This is a genomic window from Halosimplex amylolyticum (assembly GCF_051414035.1).
GTDB classification, from domain to species: domain Archaea; phylum Halobacteriota; class Halobacteria; order Halobacteriales; family Haloarculaceae; genus Halosimplex; species Halosimplex amylolyticum.
The window spans coordinates 945,480-964,782 of sequence record NZ_JBLKNW010000002.1 but is presented as its reverse complement, the minus strand read 5'-3'; the positions used below and the strand labels follow the sequence as shown (position 1 = coordinate 964,782).

The following is a 19,303-nucleotide window of genomic DNA, read 5'->3' as shown; positions in this document are numbered from 1 at the left end:
TCCGTTAGTCTTGGTACCCGGTGTACACCTGCACAGAGACCTTTCGGTCGCCGAGTCCCTCGACATCAGACCCGGAGAGCTGGGTAGTCTCGACGGGCTCTTGATCTGCAATGAGGTTTTGGTAGAGCTGTTTCCAGGCCTTCTGTTGTTCGTACTTTTCAGGGTCACTACTGACTGCCCGAAACAGCGATTTCGAAACGACGATGAAGAGCTTCCGCTTCATCCGACTGGCACCGACGTTGAACCGGTTCGCGTCGAGCAGGAACTCGGAAACCTGGTTCACGTACCCCTGGTTGCCGGCAGTCATCGCCAGTGCCATCACATCGCGCTCACCACCTTGGAATCGTTCAACTGTATCGACAGTTAGGTCGATGCAATTTTGCATCCGTCGGCGCATCAGGCGGAAGGGGACAACGACACCCGCGCTGAGTTCGTCGTGTTCGGGCTCGTCAGCAACAAGGGGGAGTGGATCAAGAACCTTGCTAGCCAAGTATGCCTCGACGGGGCTGTTCTTCGTGTAGACATTATCGTCGTGTAGTATGACGGTGATTCGTGTTTCAGGATCGAGTGCGGCATTCACCCAGGGAGAAAGATTACCATCTTTGACGTCTGGGATCGTTTCTGCCGAACCAGCTGATTCAAGTGTGATGTTGTCCCGGTGGTAGAATAGATCCGTCTCGAAACGGGCCATTGCGGGCGGGAGTCGGTAGGTGAGCTTGAGCTGATCCATCGGGAGCACTGCGTCCTTTTCGGGCCACGTCGGCGGCTCCCGATCGAACTGTTCGAAATTACTGTCCTTGTCGCCACGGAGGAACCGGACAAAGTCCAGTGCTGAGACCGCTGGTGTGTTTTCTTCAATCGTCTGGCGATCCTCGCTTTCCCAATCATGTGCTTGGATAGGCTGCATCTGGCGGTGGTCCCCGATGAGCATCAGTTGCTTGTCCCGGCCGAGGAATGCACCGACGAGAAACAGCAGTGGCAGATCCATCATGCTCGCCTCGTCAACGAGGGTGAAGTCGAACAGTCGCGAACGACCATCGGCCATGAACTCTTCGACGGAGTCCGCATCATCGTCGATTGACCAGCGCACGCCGTTCACGAAGTTCCGGAGTGTTACAGGTGTCGTGAAGAGGATGAGCGGCCCCGGCGCATCGTTTGCGAGGACATATTTCTCGAAGATCTCTTGTAGCTCCTCGCGATCATCATACGCTCTGTACTCTCGGATGTTGTCAGGCAGATCGTCCGATCGAGCGCCAGGCTGTATGCGGACGAGAAGCGCATCCTCGAGCACATTCGCTTCGGCGAGCCGTTGCTGAGCGTCGGCGACTGCTCTCGCAACCTCGTCGACCGCGTTGTGTGAGTGAGCCGTAGCGACACCCGAGAACGTTCCCGATGCGGCCTCGGCTCGTGCAAGAATTGCTGGCGCGGATGCATACCTGGTCTTCCCCGTACCGGGCGGACCTTGAAGCGCGGCCACCGTATGATCGGTCTGTGAGACAAACAGAGTTTGGTCGTGATTCGTCGATTCGGGCATTACCCGGTTGAACTGTTCGAGGAACGACCGGACATCATCGGGGTCGAACTGAGGGGAGTCTCTTCGGAGGGCATCCGCAATTTCGTCGTCGTATAGATTCACCAGTCGATTGTGGACATCGTTCTGGCTGGCGTTCTGTAGTGCAACGTGCGCCCGGTGAGCGACGAAGTCGTCAAGGGCCGGATCGAGAACAAATCTCATTCCTTCCTCAACGTACTGGCGTTCAAAACGATCGTCCTCGTCGCTCGTCCAACCGACGTGGTTCGGCTTGAACTTCTCCCTAGACCGGTTTTGGGCCCCAAGGAAGGACACCCGAACGGTGCCAGCGCCGGTGTCGACGTCGGTGAGGCGTCCCAGGACCTGATTCGCGATCTGGTCTGGAGATGTCACATCCTCGGTTAAGGTCCCATCCTCGTTCCGTTTCAGCGCCGTCATCACGACGAAGCTACCCTCCTCGAGTGAGAGTGGTGTGTCGGATTGAATTCCATTCTGTGAATCGTCCCCGAGCGACCGGAGTATCGAGCCACGGAGCCACATCCGGCCCTCTGTCTCATCGTCGCCTTCTTCGGGCGGTTCGGTGACCTCGAACGGAATAGCGCGGCCACTGGTGGTGCGTTGGCTGAGCGGCGTGCGATATTTCGACTCCAGCTTCCGTCGATTTGCCCCGAATTCCAGCTCCTGGTACTCGAGACTGGTCGACTGAAGTTCGGACACGCCGAGTGTGTTCTGTCGGAGGTTTTTCAGCTCGATCGGCTGCTTCGTCATCGTCGCGTCTTTATCTCGAACCGCGCGCTCGATGTGTTCGTACGCATCACAGATGGCATGAACCACGTCCTCGATGTCGCCCAGCGTAATTCGTGGGGAATCCGCGCCAGTGTGGTGACGGTAGCGTTCGATCTGGGTCCGCATCTCGGTGTCATCAGCAAGGTCCGGCTTCAGCAGGTCGAACTCGTCGGTGGCATAGAGATACTCTAGAGGGAGCGTATCCTGATTCCGGCCGACAATCGGGTACTCATCGTTCATGTGGTCGGAGGCAATCTTCAGGCCGCCCTCGAAATCGAGGAGAATCCGAGAACCCATCGAATCGTACGAAACCGTCGTCTCGAAAAAGCCGAGCGCAAACACTCGCTTCAGCGCGGTCTCGCTCTGATCTCGTGGCCCCTCCCAGTCGAGGTCCGAGTTGTGCGAGTAGAACTGTGCAGCCGTTTGGACGACCCCCAGCCCGGGGTACCGGAAGGCGTGTCTGTCGCGAAATTCATCGCGAAGGACGCTTACGCCCATCTGATCAATGTCTTCACGATAACCGAGTAGCGTCCGAATAGCCTGTGCAGCCTCCGAGTCGGGATGGCGCTTTACAGCGTCGATGAGTGTATGGCGCTGGGAGTTACCGTACGGATAGACGTGGAGGAACCCTTCCGTGTCGCTGTACCCTTCCTCGCCGAGGTCAGGGCGAACCTCGTTCACGGCGGTGGAGAGTTTCTCGAAGAAGGATTCGATCAATCGACGTTCCTCCTGATCTTTCCGTTCGTCGTTTAGATTCGGAAGCCCATCCGGTTGGCTTACGATAAACACGCCATCGTCGGAGTCCCCCTCGTGCCGACTAGACGTCACCTTCGCTGCGAGAAGTACGACCCGGTTTCGAACGAAATCGTACTGGACGTAGGGATAGACGCGTACGAGCGACTTTCGAGGATAATCGGGATTGAAGTTATCCGGCGGGTCATCATCCGGGAGGTTTCGCCCGGTACCGATGAGGTAATCCCCCCACGGACCGGCCTGTTCGGCTTGTTGTTCCCACTGGGCTTCATACTCAGGGTCAATCTGTCGGAGGAATCGGTGAGCGATCTGTGCCGTATCACGGAGGTTCGATATCTCAGTCTCCCGGAGGACACGCGTGACGAGTTCCGGATCATTCGGGCGCGGATCCACATATGAGGTGGCTCTCCGATTCTGACTCTCGGTCGGCCAGTCGTAGAGTGTCGCAAGGTCGTTGAGTTCCTCGATGCCCAGCTCGATGAGTGACTCCTGTACGCCCTCAGTGAGCCCGAGCAAGGAAAGTTCGTGGTTTGTAACCGCATACGCGATACACTTCGATTGCTTGGCGCAGTCGTCACAGCGGGCATCGATTCGGTAGGTGGGTGGATCCCCGGACTCCCGCATCTCATCGCCGTCGAGGAGTTCCGAGTCGAGCGCACCGCCGGACTCGAGGAGAAGCTGGATATCGTTCTGGCGGGTATCGAGGTCGAAGGTGCCGACACGCCGTAGGTCGAGGATGCCAGTAGAGGTCACGAGAGCTGCGAGGTCCTTCCGTTCTGGTTCCTGTGAGACTATGCTGGCAGTGACGTTCACGTTTGTCTCCTCCAGCATAGACTCGAGTAGCAGTGAGTAGATCGCCGCCTGTAACTGATGGTGGGTTTTTACCGAACTCGAAGACTTGAGTTCGACGACGCGGACCTCAACGGTGCGTGGACTGGAGACAGATGTATCCGGGCTTGCAATCACGACGTCTGCATCACCGCGAACGGGCCACGCACCGATGGTCCCCCGGATCCGGGGCTGGAAGAATACGACTGGCTTCGTGCTATCGCCGGTCACGAGTTCGTCAATAGCGGTCCTGAACCGTTCGATATCAGTCTCGGCGTCGCCGCTCCAGTGTTCGTCGAACCGATGATCCTCATCGGCTGGGCCGATGCTGTAGACGTCCGCGTCGAGAAGCTGACGTAATTGTCCGGCTTCGAACGCTTCGCCGGTTGCAGCGAGAAGGGGGCTCAGCGAGACGTCGGAGATGGAACCAAGATTCTCGTCAACGTATCGATGATACAGATACATCGGGCACTGCTGGAGCTTGTAGAACTGTGCGATGGCACTCGGACTGACAGGGGTTCGCTGGGCTTTGGTCATGTATCGGGTGTAAACTGGATTGGTTTCTGGAAACTCGAACTCGTAACCCTGGCCGTCTTCATACGCCCTCTGAATGCACGATCGCGTGCCGCCATCCCTCTGGTTTGAAGAATATATGTGCTCCAACCGGAGTGTGATTATCTTCGGCAAGACATCGAGATAGATCCGTGCTCATCACTACCCCATGGATTACCACCATACTTAAATCGACATGCCAGGCGCGGTTAGAATTGGTATATGGGAATGAAATAACAACCAAAATCAGTAAAAATACTTTCACTATGTCCGAACGGAGACTCAGAGAGTAAGATCGAGTCTCCGGTTTACGTACTCGGCTGCCGAGTCGTACTCATTCTCGATCACCTCACAGAGTTCCCGGTTAAGGATGAGGCCCCCATGGGTGATATTTGCCGAGCCGAGATAGACGAACGAATCCGAGACAACGGCCTTAGCGTGAAGGCCGTCGATCTCCTGCAGGTGGACGTGCTCAGGGAGTCTTCGCTTGATGTAGTCGTTGTGTGATTCCCTAGAACGGACGATGAGGTGTATCTCCTTCTCGGAGAGGGTCTTCAGCGATTCGACGAGTGAGATTTCCCGGGAATCAAACCGGTCATTGACCGGGAAACGGAGCGAAACGTCGCTCAGCCAGGGCGACACAATTACGACCGGGTCGCAATGCAGCAAAGTGAATCCAATAAAGTACGAGAGGCTCCTAGAAGGTAAGGAAAATGCTCTTGTCATTGAATTCACCTGCCGGAGGGAGTTCCCGGTCGAACAGCTCGGTACTTGACTGTTCCCTGGGAACAGTCTCCATAATCTCTTCGCGAAGGGCCTCCAGTAGGACGTAACTGAGGGAGTCACTCTGGTCTGTCGCAGCGATACATTCCCCGAGTTGGAGGTTCTCCACGCAACCGTCGATGTCTGGCGAGAAAAACACTGTTTTCGCTCGGTCGATATCGGAGAGGTCGACGTCTAGTTGACTGACGGCGGTCTCGGGGAACTCGGCAACTCCGGCAATCTGCTTCTGGGCGATTGTTTGTTTGATCCGATATGCGTTTGTGACATCGATCCCCTCGTCGGTTGCAAACTGTTCAGCTTTATCGATACTGGACAGGACTTCTTGCACAACACGGTTAACGACAGACTGGAATGGAGTGTCGAGCGCCGCTGTGACAGCCGCTTTCACGTCCGGTTCAGCGGACGATTTACAGAGTTCGTTGACAAACGACTCACTTGCCCACAGGCGTTCGTTGATGACTTGTGAGTTGTAGCCAACCCGATTAACTGCTTCGAGTACCGTCCCAGGATCATTCGAAAGGTCCTCGAAGACTAGATCGACAACTCCCTGACCACCTTCGGTACGTTCGAAGACGTAGACCTCACCTGCATCGCGGTCGAAGCCGTAGAACAGCATCGACGTGTTCACAGCGCTCACGTCCGAGACTACTTGGAGGAAAAAGTGTGCAGCCGTGTGGTAAGCAACGTACTCATAATCCACTTCCTCGAACTCGTGATATCGTTCCACAAGCGAACGAATCTCCTCATTATCGATTCTTTTCAGGAACGAATCGAGATCAAACACTAAGCCACGTGTGTCTATCTGGAACCCGAGTTTCTCGTCCGGGCTATCGAGTTCTACCTCGAAGGGGTCTCGCTGATCGAAACTCACCTCCGTCCCCCAGGACTGGGCAGGGCGGATACTCAACGTGACTCCGTCCAGTGTCACCTTTGAGGAGATGTCTGCGAGCGTTATCGACCCGTTGTGCTCGGTTTCCGAACGGAGTTCGACATTCGTACTCACCTGTGGGCTCGAATGGATCTTCCCGAGCTCGCTCTTGTTATGTCGGAGACAACTATCGATACCGGTGATTACCTGGTAGCAGACTGGGCAGTATCTGACGATGTTCATCGCAGAATCCTCGCTCAGGTCGGCCATCGCGGACAGTTCTATCGAATCAGGGACGAGGATGCCGTCTTTGATCTCCCCGCTAACGTGCTGGGAGTAGTCCAGCTCGACGCCGTCTTCCGTAACGCGAGTACGCGGCAGGAACGCATACATTTGGTTGGTTTTCGACTGATACTCCGAACGATACGGCGTGTACGTACTGACGATCGAGTCGATCGATTCGTCGGTGCTGTCACCACTATCGGGATTGAAGACACTAAAGAAGCGTCCGGAGCCACCGAAGTAGTTCTGGGGAATGTACCAAACCTCACCCAGACTGCGGTCCTCCACACCAAGGTATTGGTCGAAATAATATGCGCCGCGGAGGAGATGCTTTACCGCGTAGAGGCTCAGGTGAGGATTATTAAACCCGACATATTGCTCTATTTCGTCAAGTACCTCGATGAGGTAGTGGATGCGTTTCTGTGTACGGTAGTAACCCTTGATCCGCTCGTCGTCGCTCAGGTTGTAGAGCTGGACAACCGCGCCCTGTACGTCGTTGAGCCGATCCGTACGTACTTGTGGAATCGATCGATCCGCTGCGCGATCGACTCGGGTACGGAACCTCATTAGCGGGCCTGTCAGGCTGAATAGACTCGCAAGCAAGGAATCAAAATGATGGATTTTCGTCTGGGTATCTCCCTCGGGAATCTCGGCTGCCGCCTCTCGAAGGTCGGTCAAACTTGTTTCAAGTGAGGTTACTTGCTCGGCGTATCCATTCTCTCCGAGTGCTTCGAGTTCGTTCTCATATCCAGACACCTGTCCGAAGAAGGCATTGATCAGGTCGAGGACCTGCTCCTGTACCTTGTGGATATAGGTATTGATTGTCTCCTCACCTCGGACTACGTTTCCGTCATCAAGCTCGAAGAACGACTCAATCTCTTCGAACGTCTCGCGTTGCTCTTCGAGGTGCGACCTGAGCGACGTGCGTGCTTCGTCTACAAGTGTTTCCGAAAGTAAGGGGTGTGAAGCAACCTCGATTCCGAACGCTTCATCGAAGAATTCGTCCGGGGAGAGCAAGAGGTCACGGTACACATCAAATCCGAGTCGGTCGCCGAGATACTCGTCGAGGAACTGCTCGCCGGGATCACGAAGCTGGAGACTGGGTTTGTCCGAAATCTCAAACGAGATTTCGTAGTATTCTCGGAACCGGGAGTGAATCCACTCAATGACATCGTTGTCTGTCTTGAGAGGTGTGCGGATATTGGAGTCGAGGAACCGGTCGGCTCGGTAGAACATGTTTGAGTCGCCGGTAAGACTCGAGAGCATCACCGCAATGTGGGCGTCCATCCCTTCCTTCCGTGCGGCACGGCCGGCCCGCTGCTTGAACGAGGAGAGGTCCCACGGGGTCCTGTACTGGGTGATCGTTTTGATCTCGCCGACGTCTATCCCGACTTCTAAGAATGACGTCGACAGGAGCACATCGCTAGTCCCGAGGTCACCTGAATCAAGTCCGTGTTCGGCGGAAACCGGTAAGAACGAAAGGTGCTCGTCGAGGAACCTGTGATCCATTGCCTTGGCCACCGCCGCCCAGTCTTCGACAGTACCGTCGTCGCCGTCACCGAGGTGATAGCGCCAAAGCTCCCGGTTGTGGTCCGCGTCGAGAAGCTGGGTATATTTCTGGTTGATCTGCGAGATGCTGTCAATAAAGGACAGCATTTTCCCCCGCTCTCCGGAGGACTGCTCGAGGAGGCTGTGTCCAAGGAGAAGATGCTGTTGTATCGACATCGACGACGCGCCAGGCCCGTCCGGCGCCGCGAGCATGAAGTAGTAGTGTTCGTAATCGTCGTGATCGTTGTCGAAATCGGATGCTCCAGGTTCGACAGTACGGATGTCCTCATTCGAAACACCAAAGAGGCGTTTCCCGAACCGGGCCGCATCGTCGATGGTAGCGCTCGATCCGAGCCAGAGGATCGGTTGTTCGGTGATGTCGTTGATATTCTGGATAATCTTCGCGGCGTGAGCCCCCCGAATCTGCGTGTTCATATGGACCTCATCCAGAACGATGGTCTCGAAGTTGTCGACCAGCGAGTAATGGGGCTTGAGGGCGAATCCCTCCAGGGACTCAAGCGTCGTGAGAACGATATCCGGTTGGTTGTTGAACACCATATCGTGGCGGGACAGGACCAGCTCTCGGTCAGTAAACGAGTGGTCCGGGTTTGCCTCACAACGGAGCGTATAGCTTTGGGAAGTCCCATGGTACTCGAACGCATTGGGATTGCCTTCCTCGCCGCACCAGCAGTTGGCGAGTTTGAACCGGGGGCGGCCACTACCGCTGGTGAAGAAAGTCCGGTCACCCTCCACGTCTTTTATTTTGTACGGCGAACCGCCGACGTAGACGCCAACCGAGAGGGTGTCCTCGGTGTCTGCGTTGATCTGATAAATATGCTTGAGGACGCGTTTGAGCTGGTCCCGTAGCAGGGCCCGGCTCGGATAGACGATCGCCGTCGACTCCTGTCGTCCTTCGCGCAGCAACTGGTAGAGTGGGCCCAGGAACGCCTCTGTCTTCCCGAACCCGGTTGGGGCAGAGAAAACGGCAGCCTTGTTCTGATTTGACTCACGTCGCTTCCGGTCGAGTTCATCGACGGTCTGCCAGCTTTCGACCTGAAAGTCGAGCGGATCGAACCCGAACAGGTCGATGATTTCCTGAACAAACTCATCAGACCCAGTGTAGGGACTCGTCTGGCGTCGCTTCTGGCGTTCACGCCGATACTTGAGTGCCTCCGTGACGAAGGGAGCATCGTCTTGACCCCCCCTGAAAATTCGGCGGTTGTGCAGAATAGCGTTAATTAATGGTTGAGTGTCGTCGCTCAGGCGAGAGGGTTTCGTATGCCGATCTACAAATTGCATGAGGGGGAGAGGAAGGCTTACAACTTGATCCACCGGCTCGTTATTCAAGCTTACTACTGATCTCCACAGAGGCGAGGACGGAAACTACGAGAGTGTTAGTTCAATGAACTCCCCGATGTCTGACTCCGCGAGCAATGTCCGTTGCTCGGGTTCGAGATCAGCATACGAGAGACGCTCGTCGTCGATCATCCGTTCGATCAGTGACCTAATCTCCGATGGGTAGTGGCCGAACAGTTCCTCCTGAAGCTCGTCGAATGCTTCACGCATCTCCTGGCCGTACCCCCGAGCGTTCTGGGCCAGTTCTTCATACGTCGCGTCATCGTCGGCATAGACGTGTTCTTTCCATCGCCAGTCATTGAGGAGGCCGCCGAGCGCTCGCAGTCGTAACTCGTCGACGCGTTCGACACGGTCATTCAACCGTTGCATCGCCGTGACCGTCGAATTATGCATCAGGCGGAGTTCTTGAATCCGGTTTTGCACCGTCGTCTCTGCGCTCTCGATGTCTGACTCAAGTGCGTCGAGTCGGTCCTCGATCTCCTCGTACTCGTTTTGCTCGAGTAGATCCATGACTTCGTCAACCGACCGTCGCACCGACGTGTCGAGTTCGACGCGTTCGTCGAAGAACGCGCTGGCGAGTTCACGCTGGAGCAGGGTTTCCTCCATCGTCTCGGCAAGTTCGTCCAGTTCGTCAGCCAGGTACTGGCGTCGGTACTGCTCCTGCACGTCCAGTAATCTCGCTTCGAGGGACTTTCCTTCAGTCGACATAATGACCTCCGATGTCGAGGAAGTAGTTCGCGAAGTCGGTCTCGGAAGATCCGCCGACAATTGTTATATCTGTATACCGGTCGACAACGTCCGTTGTGGTGAGTTTCATGCTGATCAGTGTCGCTTGCAGTTGCTCGTCAGCAGATCGAGTCTCAAGCTCGGTAGCGAGACGAGCGGCATCCGCTGCGTCCTCAATGTTCTCTTGATTTAATCTCACGAACTTCCCAAGTGATTCGATCATGTCGGTGTCCACGTGGTCGTACGTTCGAAGGTTTTCCAGAATGCTCTCAATGTCCGAGATGGAAACCGGGGCTAGTTCGTTGGAGACGGTAGTGACCGTACTTCTTTTGTACTCGTCTTCCAGTTCCTCGAATGCACGGTCGAGATCGTACGAGATGTCGGCGACATCCCGAATCTTACTGTTCGTGTTGAAGCGTACGCGGGGGGAGATCCGCTGAATGCGTCCGCGACCAAGTCCGCCGAAGACGGCAGAAGGGGGGTGCTCGTCGAGGCATTCACGAACACGTTCCACGTCAAGCGTGTTTGCATTGGCACCGAAGAAGGCGCTCACCATCTCCTCGAACCGATCTGCATAGTTCATGAACTCGACGAGATCTTCGTGACTGTCCTTCGACAGGTCCTCCTTCAGTGCTGTCCGAAGCTTCGAATTAAGTGAGTACGATCCAGACTCGCTAAACCGCTCGCTCAGTCGCTCGGCGGTGACCTCTTCGAACGGAGAGCTGAGAAGAACCACGTATGCATAGCCTGCGAGGGCGAAATCCTCGAACTCGTGGTCCGCATTCTTTTTGAAGAATTTCAGGTCCGACCGGAGGTTCTGGTCGATAATCTGCTGCTGCCACTGTCTTGCATATCCTGTCAGTTGTGTGCCGAGCCCCCGGAGGAGATCTTCGGTATCCGCTCGTTGCCTGTCTTCCTCATGGTAGATCCCGTATTCAAGAAGGTTCTTCAGGTCGGACAGCCGGAACTCCTCTGGATCGATAACGATTTGATCCTCGTCCGGTGACTGCTGCAGACTAGTGAAGACGAATGGATCCTTCTGGCTACTCAGGTTGTACCGGAGCCCCATCCCGTCGAATAACTCGAAGTCGTCGGTCAGGTGGTTGATCGCATCATCTAGCCCGATACGCATGTATCGCGTTAACTCAGTGAAATCTCCAGGATTGCTCTGCCACGGCTGGACGTTCGGCTGGAAGTCCTGGACTAGCTGCTCGGCCTTGGTGAGTTTAGGCGGTGTTTCCCCGCCGTCTTTACCATCGTCTTCCCCGTCATCTTTCCCGACTCCTTTTCCCGACCTTTTCTGCGAACTCATGTCGGTCGGGACAGTGACAGAGCCATCTGATCGGCTGACTTCCTCAGTTTTCTCGGCGGCTTCAGCAACCCCGAAGGCATCGACGAACCTGGCGTCGATGTCGATACCATCCTCCGTCGGAGTGCCGTACCACCGCGCAAGGTTCGCGAGTGACTCTGCGTCCTCGTAGATCAGGGTCGCCGGATCCACCTGGTTCGTCAGCGTCGATAGCCGGTCGGCGCTAGACGGTGCGTCGATGTATCCCTCGTAGTAATCACGGAGCACGTCGAAGACGGCCATGACGAACTCACGGGGGGATTGTTCATCTTCCCGGAGCCCGGCGTAGACCCGCTCGAGGAACGGTTCGTTGAAGGGGAACAGATCGCGGAATGACTCATCACAGAATCCGCACTCAGCACAGATCGTGCCCGACGGCGCGGGGTTCAAGGAGAGTTCAAGCCCGTCACCGCTGCGATCGTACTCGACGCTCCCATCGAACGACTTGAAGTAGCCCAGATACGGACGGATGAAGTCGACCGCGGAGTTTTCGTCGAGGAAGAGCACGCTGTTCGAGTTCTGTCGGTTCGTTCGATAGAACTCGAAGCGGTCCTCGGCAGTCTGCGTGTGGAGAACTTCGGTCGAGTCACGGGTACCTGCGACGACGAAGTCCCAGTTGTCGCTGGACTTGTCACGCTCCATGTAGTTACGGAGCCGCTGTCCCTCCATTGCCGTGATAGCGAAGTCCTCGAAGATGATCACCGGCCGCGTGTCCGTGAACTTCTCGCCGACGCGCTCAAGGACGTCATCGAGGGACGCGGTTTGATAGCGGTCCCTGATCTCACGCCAGAGCTCCTCGTTGAACGCCTCGACGGCGTCCTCGACGTCGATGTTGTCCTCGATGACCTGCAGGAAAGTGTTCCGGCGATATGCCTGCTCGGTGACGAACTTGATTTCTTTCGCGTATTCGCCTTTTTCTACGAGGAGCGAAAGCTGGTCCTGGACAAATTCCCGGATTTTTTCCTCATTGTCCTGTGCATTGACCTCGTAGCCGCGGGCACTCAGATTGAGGATCGCACCGGATGTCGCGTTGTTGGCGACGACGCTCCCGTTTTTCTCGAGGTCGTCCCGGAGTTGCTGAAAGTTCGACGCGCCAGGTAGCTCTTCGTCGAAGTGCTTCTCGTAGAACTCCGGAATTCGTTCCGAAAGAAGCGTCATCAGGTCGTCGTCTTTGTCAACATGGAGGATGGGCCGACCGTCTTCATCAAGCCGATGGGCGAGATAGGCACACAATTCTGACTTCCCAGTCCCGACCTCCCCCTCAATAACGACCGAGAAGTTGCCGACTCGTTGATCGCTGAACTCGCGGTATACTTCTTCCTCCCCGACGATCTCCTCTTCCAACTGGGTCCCCTGTGGCGACCGGAATACCTCGATCGGGCGGTGGGTGAACTCGAACAGGTCCTTGTTTTCCGACCGCACTGCGGCGACTTTCGAGAACAGTTGACGAAGCGTCTTTTCGTCGACCTCCTCGAAGTGCGGGCACTGGAGTTCCGTATCTTCCTGTATCGCACTCATGTCATCTCAATTTCATTGCGTTTGCTTCGTTATCGATACCGTCGTACGGGGGGACACCGCCGAGGGAAACGGCGCCGGCGTCGCCGTACTCGACGACCCGAATTTCGTCGTCTCGGACAAGCTCGAACAGGACCCGCGCGATGCCTTCGGGAATCGCCCCGTCTGCCGTCGTCTCGACATAGAGCAGGTTCTCACGAAGCCAACGAAGGTACTGTTCGATCGAGAGTCCAGGTGTCCCGTCGATATCGATGGCCCTGTCTTCAGCGGCGAGTTCGATCGAGTGGCGGATCAACGTCGGATCGGGGTAGACTGTGTGCTCTCTGCCACTCACTTTGTGGACGAGGCCGAGGAAGTGGACGAGCCGTGTCCAGTTCGCGAACTTGTTGTCGTTGTGCGTAAGTAATCCCTGTTGGGATTGTGGCTGATAGTTTATCTCCTTGTACCAGTCGTCGATGTCAGAATAGATCGACTCCTCGTTGTTCTCAAAATATTGGATGTCTGTATCGAGTAGGTACTTGTAGTTGAGCAGGACAGCAGCCTGTTTCCCCCAGTTTCCTTTCTCGCACTCTTGAGCGAGGTTGTGCAGGGCCGTTAGACGGAAGTTCCAGCGCTCGTCACCGACGTCCCACTTGTAATCGCGGGCGTAGTATGCTTCTTCCTCCTTTCCAATCATGCGGAGGAGCTGGAGTCCGTCCAGGATGTAATCAAGCCCAGACTCGATCCGTGTGTCACTCTCGATATGGGATTTCGTCTCACTTCCCTGGCTGATTGACCGGTAGACAGGGAGGAGTGGCCCTGGCGTCTGGATTGCGTTGAGGAGGTATCCTTCACTACTCATCTGTTGTGCTGTAACCAGGCATAGTATCGCTTATTAATTGATGACTTTTCGGCGTCGATCTCGGTTGCTTTGTCAGCGGCCTCCTTCACCACTGGCGTACGGGCCGCGTGGGAGGGATCGAAGGTTTGTCCTTCACCACTCACTGCCCGGTTGAGACTTCGGGCGATTTTGGACGCGGTGTCACGGTCCCATTCGACGCGTCGGCGCAGCCATCTCTCAAGGCCAGTTACGTCTTCCCCGTCAAGTGGAACGGAACCGTACTCGTCCGGTCGCGCAAAAATCTCCCCGAACACGTCATAGAGCGGCAGAAATGGCGCGTCGGGGAGCACATCGAACAGGGATTCGGTGTCTCCGAGTTCCTCACCGGTGACGAATTCGTAGAGGTTCGCGTTGTCGTGTAGAAAGAGGTTCTTCGTGTCTAGAAGCGGAAGGTCCCAGCCGGCGCTTTCGTAGGCGCTTTCCAAGGCGGTGTAGAGTCGGTCGTAGGAGCCGACATTCTCGACGAACTGTTCTTGGTAGAGTGGACGCTGCCCGCCTCGTGGCGTGAACCGGCTCGAGTCTGTCACCACGATGAGGGTCTCAGGCCGGGCTGCATACCGGCTAATGAGGTGGTCGATTGAGTACTGGGTTTCCCCTTCGTAGTAATCGCTCGTCACGACGACCAGATCATCACGGAAGACGTTCTCTTCGAGTTGGCCGAGAACCTTGTAGTCATAGTCGAGATAGTCGTACTGGTCAGTGTACGACGGGAACTCGCCGCCAGTGTTGAGCGAGCGCCATGACGTTGGGTAGGTGAACGTCTGGAACCCCAGGTAGTTAATCGCGGGAAGCGACCTGAGCATCCACCAGTATATCTCCCCGGTGTCGTCGTGTATGGTCGCAATATCTGCATTCCTGAGCCGCTTGAATGTCGATGGCTCCGTCATGTGTTCGACGGACCTTCAACCAGTGCACTGAGAACCTGGTTGTTGAGTAGATCATTCTCGAGGTAGTACGCAGGCGTCCGAGAGAGGAGCAGGCACTCGTCACAGTAGTCCTCACAGCGATCGCAGTTGGCAACCTCCCCAACCTGCGTCTGGACATCATCGAGTGCGTTCCAGACCTGCCACGCGATTCCATTACCGCCTTGGCGGCTGTCGACAACTCGAACAGTAATTGTCGATTCACTCTTGTCCGCCTCGATTCGGAAATCCGAACGTTCACACTGTCCAACGACGGCGATCGCCTTCTCGAGGGCCTGTTTCAGGCTGACGAGCGCCTTGGGCCACGTCCCCTCCTCGCAAACGCCATCGATTCGTGCGGCGACGTCGTCCAGGTCGAATTCAAGGGTCAGCCCCTGAGTGTGGTACTGCTGGCCGACAGGCGCGTACTCTTCGGTTTCACTCTCCTCGAGTCGTTCCTGCCACGATTTCCCGCTGGCGCCCGACGAGGAAGACGTTTCTTGCTCGATGAGTGCTTCTGACCGGAGAATCTCCTTGTCGGGGCTCGCAGAGTGACGACGCTCGAAGGCGTACACGAAGTCTGTCACGTCGAGTTCCCTATAGGTCGCCTCGCAGTCTAACCCGAACACGGTCATCGACGCCGTATTCTGCGGAGACCCATCGCTGTCAGAGATGGCGGTGGTCATCAGCCCACGGGTATTATAGCGCTTCTGTCCGCCACGGGCTGGCTTGCACTCGACCGAACTCACACCATGAATATTCGTCTCTTCGAGAGGAGTGTCGCAGTACGGGCACACCTCCGTATCGAGTTCGTAGCTCTCGAACGGACGGTCACACTCCTCGTTCGTACACACCATGACGGTCGTGAGTGGGGTCGAGCTCCCTCGGACGTCGTCAACGATGTAATCCGTGCCATGGAGGGTGATGAGAGACCCGAGGTCATTCTCTTGGCCGGGGAACATATCGTAGAGGCGGCCGGACCCCTCAAACTCGATCCCCTCGGAGCGCCCCGAGAATTTTACGGGAAACTGTTGACCGAAGCTGCGGTAGTTCGCAAGGTAACCAAGACGGCCCAGCCACTGATCGAGGCGGTTGTTCGACTCGGTGAACGCCTTGTTAGTCTCGGCAGACCCGGACATCGTCGTGATTCGCGAGAACGTCTTTTCGACCCGATGAGGCATCGAGAGTGGTCCATCCTCGACGAATACGGACTCGAACGCGTCGATTCCTGGTTGGCCGAAGATGGATTTCAAGTGCTTCTCAAGCGCCTCGCGGCGTTCTTCGAGGAGAAATTCCTGAAGGATGTCGAGGCTCTCCTCGACACTGTGGACGAACACGTCTAAATTCTCATTCGTATCATTCAAGAGGTATTTCTTCTCGAAGACGTTCGAGGGGTGGGGATTACGAGCGAGATACGCGAACGTTTCAGTCACGACATGGCCGGCGAGGAGTTCCTCGAACTCGTAGGGATCGGGAACTCGAACGGGTTCGAAGCCGTCGAAGAACATCTCCAGGTTCCCGTAGTAGTGCCCGTCGACTGGGTGCTCGCCTCGAACGGCGGTCGCGACGAGCGAGGAACTCCCACGTGTCCGACCAGTGCGACCGCTGCGCTGGACGTAGTTCGTGAGCGTGGGCGGAATCCCAACCTGTGCGACGGTATCCAGGCTTCCGATGTCGACACCCAGTTCCATCGTCGGTGTCGCGCTAACGATGTTGACATCCGGGTCGTCCTTTCGGAACCCCTCTTCGATCGCCCCACGAAGCGTGTGGGGGATGTTTCCCTTGTGAATTCCGACACTGATGAAGTCAGGTTCGGCCCCGTCCCGGATTGGCGTCGTGATGTCGTGGGCCCAGTGGTCGACGGCGTATGGCCAGCCAGAGTCGACGTCAGCATACCCGGGATCGGCGATAAGCGTGTCGTCCTCCCCACGAGTGAACCGCTGGTACGACTCGATTGGCGTCCCGCAGTCCGGACACGTGGAAAGTGAGTCGTCCCCGATCGGGTATGACCGGTAGCACCCGGTGCAGAATGACGCGCGCTCCAAGAGCGTTAGCGTCGATTGATCACGTCGCGTGACGCGGGTGAGAATGCCTGTTTCTGACTCCTCCTCCTGGATCCCGGCGGCGTTGAATTCGTCGCGAACCTGCTCGATGTACGCGACGGTTTCCTCTTTGCGTTCCTCACAAACGTTCGCGTTCGCGATTTCCTGTCGTAGCTCCTCCCAGGATTGTTCGACGACAATAGCCCTGTCGACCAACGTACTCAGGACGTCAGGAAGTACGCTCCGGACGGTTTCGTGGTCATATCCAGACCGCGATGAAATCCGGTCGGCAATCTTCGGCAATGAGAGTCCCTCGAGATCAATAGTGTTCTTCGAGAAGCTCACGCCGGGATTCTTCACGAATAGCTTGTAGGTTTCGTGTGCGACGATGCGCTTGACCGGGTCGTCGAACTGTGTGACCCCCTCGGCGGTGACGAGTGCGCTATCCAGGAGATTCTCGGCGTTATGGAGCATGGCGTGCCCCTCGATGTCGTCAAGAAGCGTCCGGAGGAAGTTGTACGCCGTTCCGTCTTCGTCGATCTCGTTCTGAATGAGCGGCTCCCAGTACGCGTCACGGAGCTCATCCGCGACTGCACGGAACGCCTCGTAGTTGTCGGCGCTGCCTCCGTTCTCGATCAGATACTGCACGTAGAGCGTCTCCGCCATCAAGCCGTACTCGGTGCCGATGATACTATCGCCGACGGACTCGGCGGAGCTATGTGAGTCCGAGAAAACGAGTGTCTTCTTTGAAGGACTCGTTCGGCAGATCTCCGTCAACATGTACGACAGTAGGCTCGTCGTCGGGACACCGATGTCCGTGAGCCGAGGCCACTGACCACATCCGGGACAGTCGTCGACGGGGGCGGCCTGGTCAAACGGTCGGAATCTCTCCTCTTCGTCGTCTGTGTCGTATTCAACAAACGGATAGTGACACCGCTTGCAGAATTCGATCTCTGCATTCCGGGTGTTACACGTCTGGCAGTGTTTGTCCCGTGTTACGTCGTTGCAGGACTCACAGAAGTAGGCGTGAGTGGGTGGTTTCAGGAAAACATGGAACTTCTCTGTAACCATCCCGGCAAGGCGGCCAAACGCCATCACTGTATCGAGGACCCCGGCAGTATCGTCGACATCCTTGCCGGCGAGTTCTGCAAGGAGATCGTCGTAGTGCATGAATCCGACGTCGCCGGTCGTTCCGTCGTCGAACCAGCTGGCGAACGCCGCGGCCTCGGGAACCGCAGAGGCCACGAAATCAAACCATTTCGTATCAAGCCCTCCGGTGTCAAGTAGCGCGTCGGCAAGACGATTCTGCCCTTCTTCGGTAGCGGCAACCCCTCCAACGGAGTCGAACGTGTTGTCCGCGAGGAGCGTGCTAACTTCAGTCGTTATGGGTCTCCGAATCCAATCGAACCCATCCCGAAAGGTCACAGCGCCGTTAGCAGTGGTTGAGACAAGACCTACTTCAGAAGCCGTCTCATAGGCGTTGACTAGACCTGCTTCGGCAAGGTCCTCGAGGGTGAAGTCGTTGGAATCGGCAAGGGCGAGAACGGCAGCGATCTCACCGAGGTCACAAGGTGCAAACCGGTCGAAGGAGGGGGATGACTCGACAGGGAATTTCCGTGGGGTGAAGGCAATCGAGTTTATCTCCGTTTCGGGTGTTCCAGTAAGTTTGTGGGCGAGCTCTTTGGGGTTATCCACGGTTGCGGACACCATCGTGACCTGGGGATCCCTCTCTGCATAGAACGATTTGAGTCGCTCCGAAAGCAGCCGAACCGAAGCACCAGAAATGCCGCTCCAGACGTGTGCTTCGTCGAAGACGACATGTTCCACTGGATGCTGGCCTGGGTCTTCCCCGAGCATCTCACGCGTTTCCGTGTTGTTGCTCACGAACATGTGGTCGAGCGCCTCGGGATTCGTGAGAAGGATATCTGCGCCGTTTCTGATCGCGTCCCGTGTCACGCGGATCCAGGAGTACTGGTTGTCTTCAGTGCCGACCGTCATGTCCCCGAGGATTCGGAGCTTCTCACCTTCTTCCCGTGGACACTCGAGGCCCCGAATGTACGAGCCCTCCTCGATCTCGTGGTCCCGGGTCCCGATCCGGGTTGGTGTATCGGAATCCCAGATCCCAATGGTGATTCTATCTTCGGGGTCCCGATGACGGTTGATCCGATCGAGATAAGAGATGAATCGGTTGAGCTGGTCGACACCGAGTGTCTTCATCGGATAGACGATGAGTGACTTCAACCCCTGTTCATCAGTGGAGAGGCAGTGGTCAAGGATCGGGAAGAAAAAGGACTCCGTCTTCCCCGTCGCAGTAGGTACCGCCAGAACGTTGTCGTTCGGATCCGTTGCGATCGACTTCATCGTCTCTGCCTGATGTTTGTAGAGCGACCCGTTCGAGTCGCCGTCGAACAGTTCACCAACGATCGCGTTGATGAGCTCGGTACTGTAGTCAAGATTGCCGAGGAACTCAGCCGCCGATTGGTCGTGAAACTTCGGAGCGTCGACGAATTCGATGTAGGGGCCCTTTTGCTCGACAATTTCGTTCCGGACGAACGATGTCGCTTCCTCGTCGCTGACGACCTCGTCGAGACGAGTCATCTGGC

Annotated in this window: 8 protein-coding genes; all 8 read right to left on the bottom strand. The window is 56.4% G+C overall.

Going from position 1 to position 19,303, the window contains the following annotated elements:
- Positions 1-4 precede the first annotated feature (4 nt).
- Positions 5-4,435: an AAA domain-containing protein gene (locus tag ACMGFE_RS15060; RefSeq protein ID WP_436926031.1), complete on the bottom strand. Its 4,431-nt coding sequence runs from the start codon at positions 4,433-4,435 to the stop codon at positions 5-7.
- Between the two features lie 297 nt (positions 4,436-4,732).
- A complete protein-coding gene (locus tag ACMGFE_RS15055; RefSeq protein ID WP_436926030.1) occupies positions 4,733-5,092 on the bottom strand; it encodes a phospholipase D-like domain-containing protein in 360 nt (119 codons plus the stop codon).
- A gap of 55 nt (positions 5,093-5,147) precedes the next feature.
- Entirely contained in the window at positions 5,148-9,230 is a 4,083-nt protein-coding gene (locus ACMGFE_RS15050; RefSeq protein ID WP_436926029.1) for a DEAD/DEAH box helicase, read from the bottom strand.
- 84 nt (positions 9,231-9,314) lie between these two features.
- Entirely contained in the window at positions 9,315-9,995 is a 681-nt protein-coding gene (locus ACMGFE_RS15045; RefSeq protein ID WP_436926028.1) for a hypothetical protein, read from the bottom strand.
- Complete coding sequence (locus tag ACMGFE_RS15040) at positions 9,985-12,879, bottom strand: ATP-binding protein (RefSeq protein ID WP_436926027.1); 2,895 nt, start codon at positions 12,877-12,879, stop codon at positions 9,985-9,987. Before ACMGFE_RS15040 ends, ACMGFE_RS15045 begins: the two co-directional genes overlap by 11 nt.
- A 1-nt stretch (position 12,880) precedes the next feature.
- Positions 12,881-13,717, bottom strand: coding sequence for a hypothetical protein (locus tag ACMGFE_RS15035; RefSeq protein WP_436926026.1), 837 nt, complete (start codon positions 13,715-13,717; stop codon positions 12,881-12,883).
- Positions 13,714-14,643: a hypothetical protein gene (locus ACMGFE_RS15030; RefSeq protein ID WP_436926025.1), complete on the bottom strand. Its 930-nt coding sequence runs from the start codon at positions 14,641-14,643 to the stop codon at positions 13,714-13,716. Before ACMGFE_RS15030 ends, ACMGFE_RS15035 begins: the two co-directional genes overlap by 4 nt.
- On the bottom strand, positions 14,640-19,298 hold the full coding sequence (locus ACMGFE_RS15025) for a DUF1998 domain-containing protein (RefSeq protein ID WP_436926024.1): 4,659 nt from the start codon (positions 19,296-19,298) through the stop codon (positions 14,640-14,642). The genes ACMGFE_RS15030 and ACMGFE_RS15025 overlap by 4 nt, the downstream gene beginning before the upstream one ends.
- Between the last annotated feature and the right edge of the window lie 5 nt (positions 19,299-19,303).

Coding starts and splice junctions, on each gene's coding strand:
- ACMGFE_RS15060 (WP_436926031.1), bottom strand. CDS start 4,435: ATGACCAAAGCCCAGCGAACCCCTGTCAGTCCGAGTGCCATCGCACAG.
- ACMGFE_RS15050 (WP_436926029.1), bottom strand. CDS start 9,230: ATGCAATTTGTAGATCGGCATACGAAACCCTCTCGCCTGAGCGACGAC.
- ACMGFE_RS15045 (WP_436926028.1), bottom strand. CDS start 9,995: ATGTCGACTGAAGGAAAGTCCCTCGAAGCGAGATTACTGGACGTGCAG.
- ACMGFE_RS15040 (WP_436926027.1), bottom strand. CDS start 12,879: ATGAGTGCGATACAGGAAGATACGGAACTCCAGTGCCCGCACTTCGAG.
- ACMGFE_RS15035 (WP_436926026.1), bottom strand. CDS start 13,717: ATGAGTAGTGAAGGATACCTCCTCAACGCAATCCAGACGCCAGGGCCA.
- ACMGFE_RS15030 (WP_436926025.1), bottom strand. CDS start 14,643: ATGACGGAGCCATCGACATTCAAGCGGCTCAGGAATGCAGATATTGCG.
- ACMGFE_RS15025 (WP_436926024.1), bottom strand. CDS start 19,298: ATGACTCGTCTCGACGAGGTCGTCAGCGACGAGGAAGCGACATCGTTC.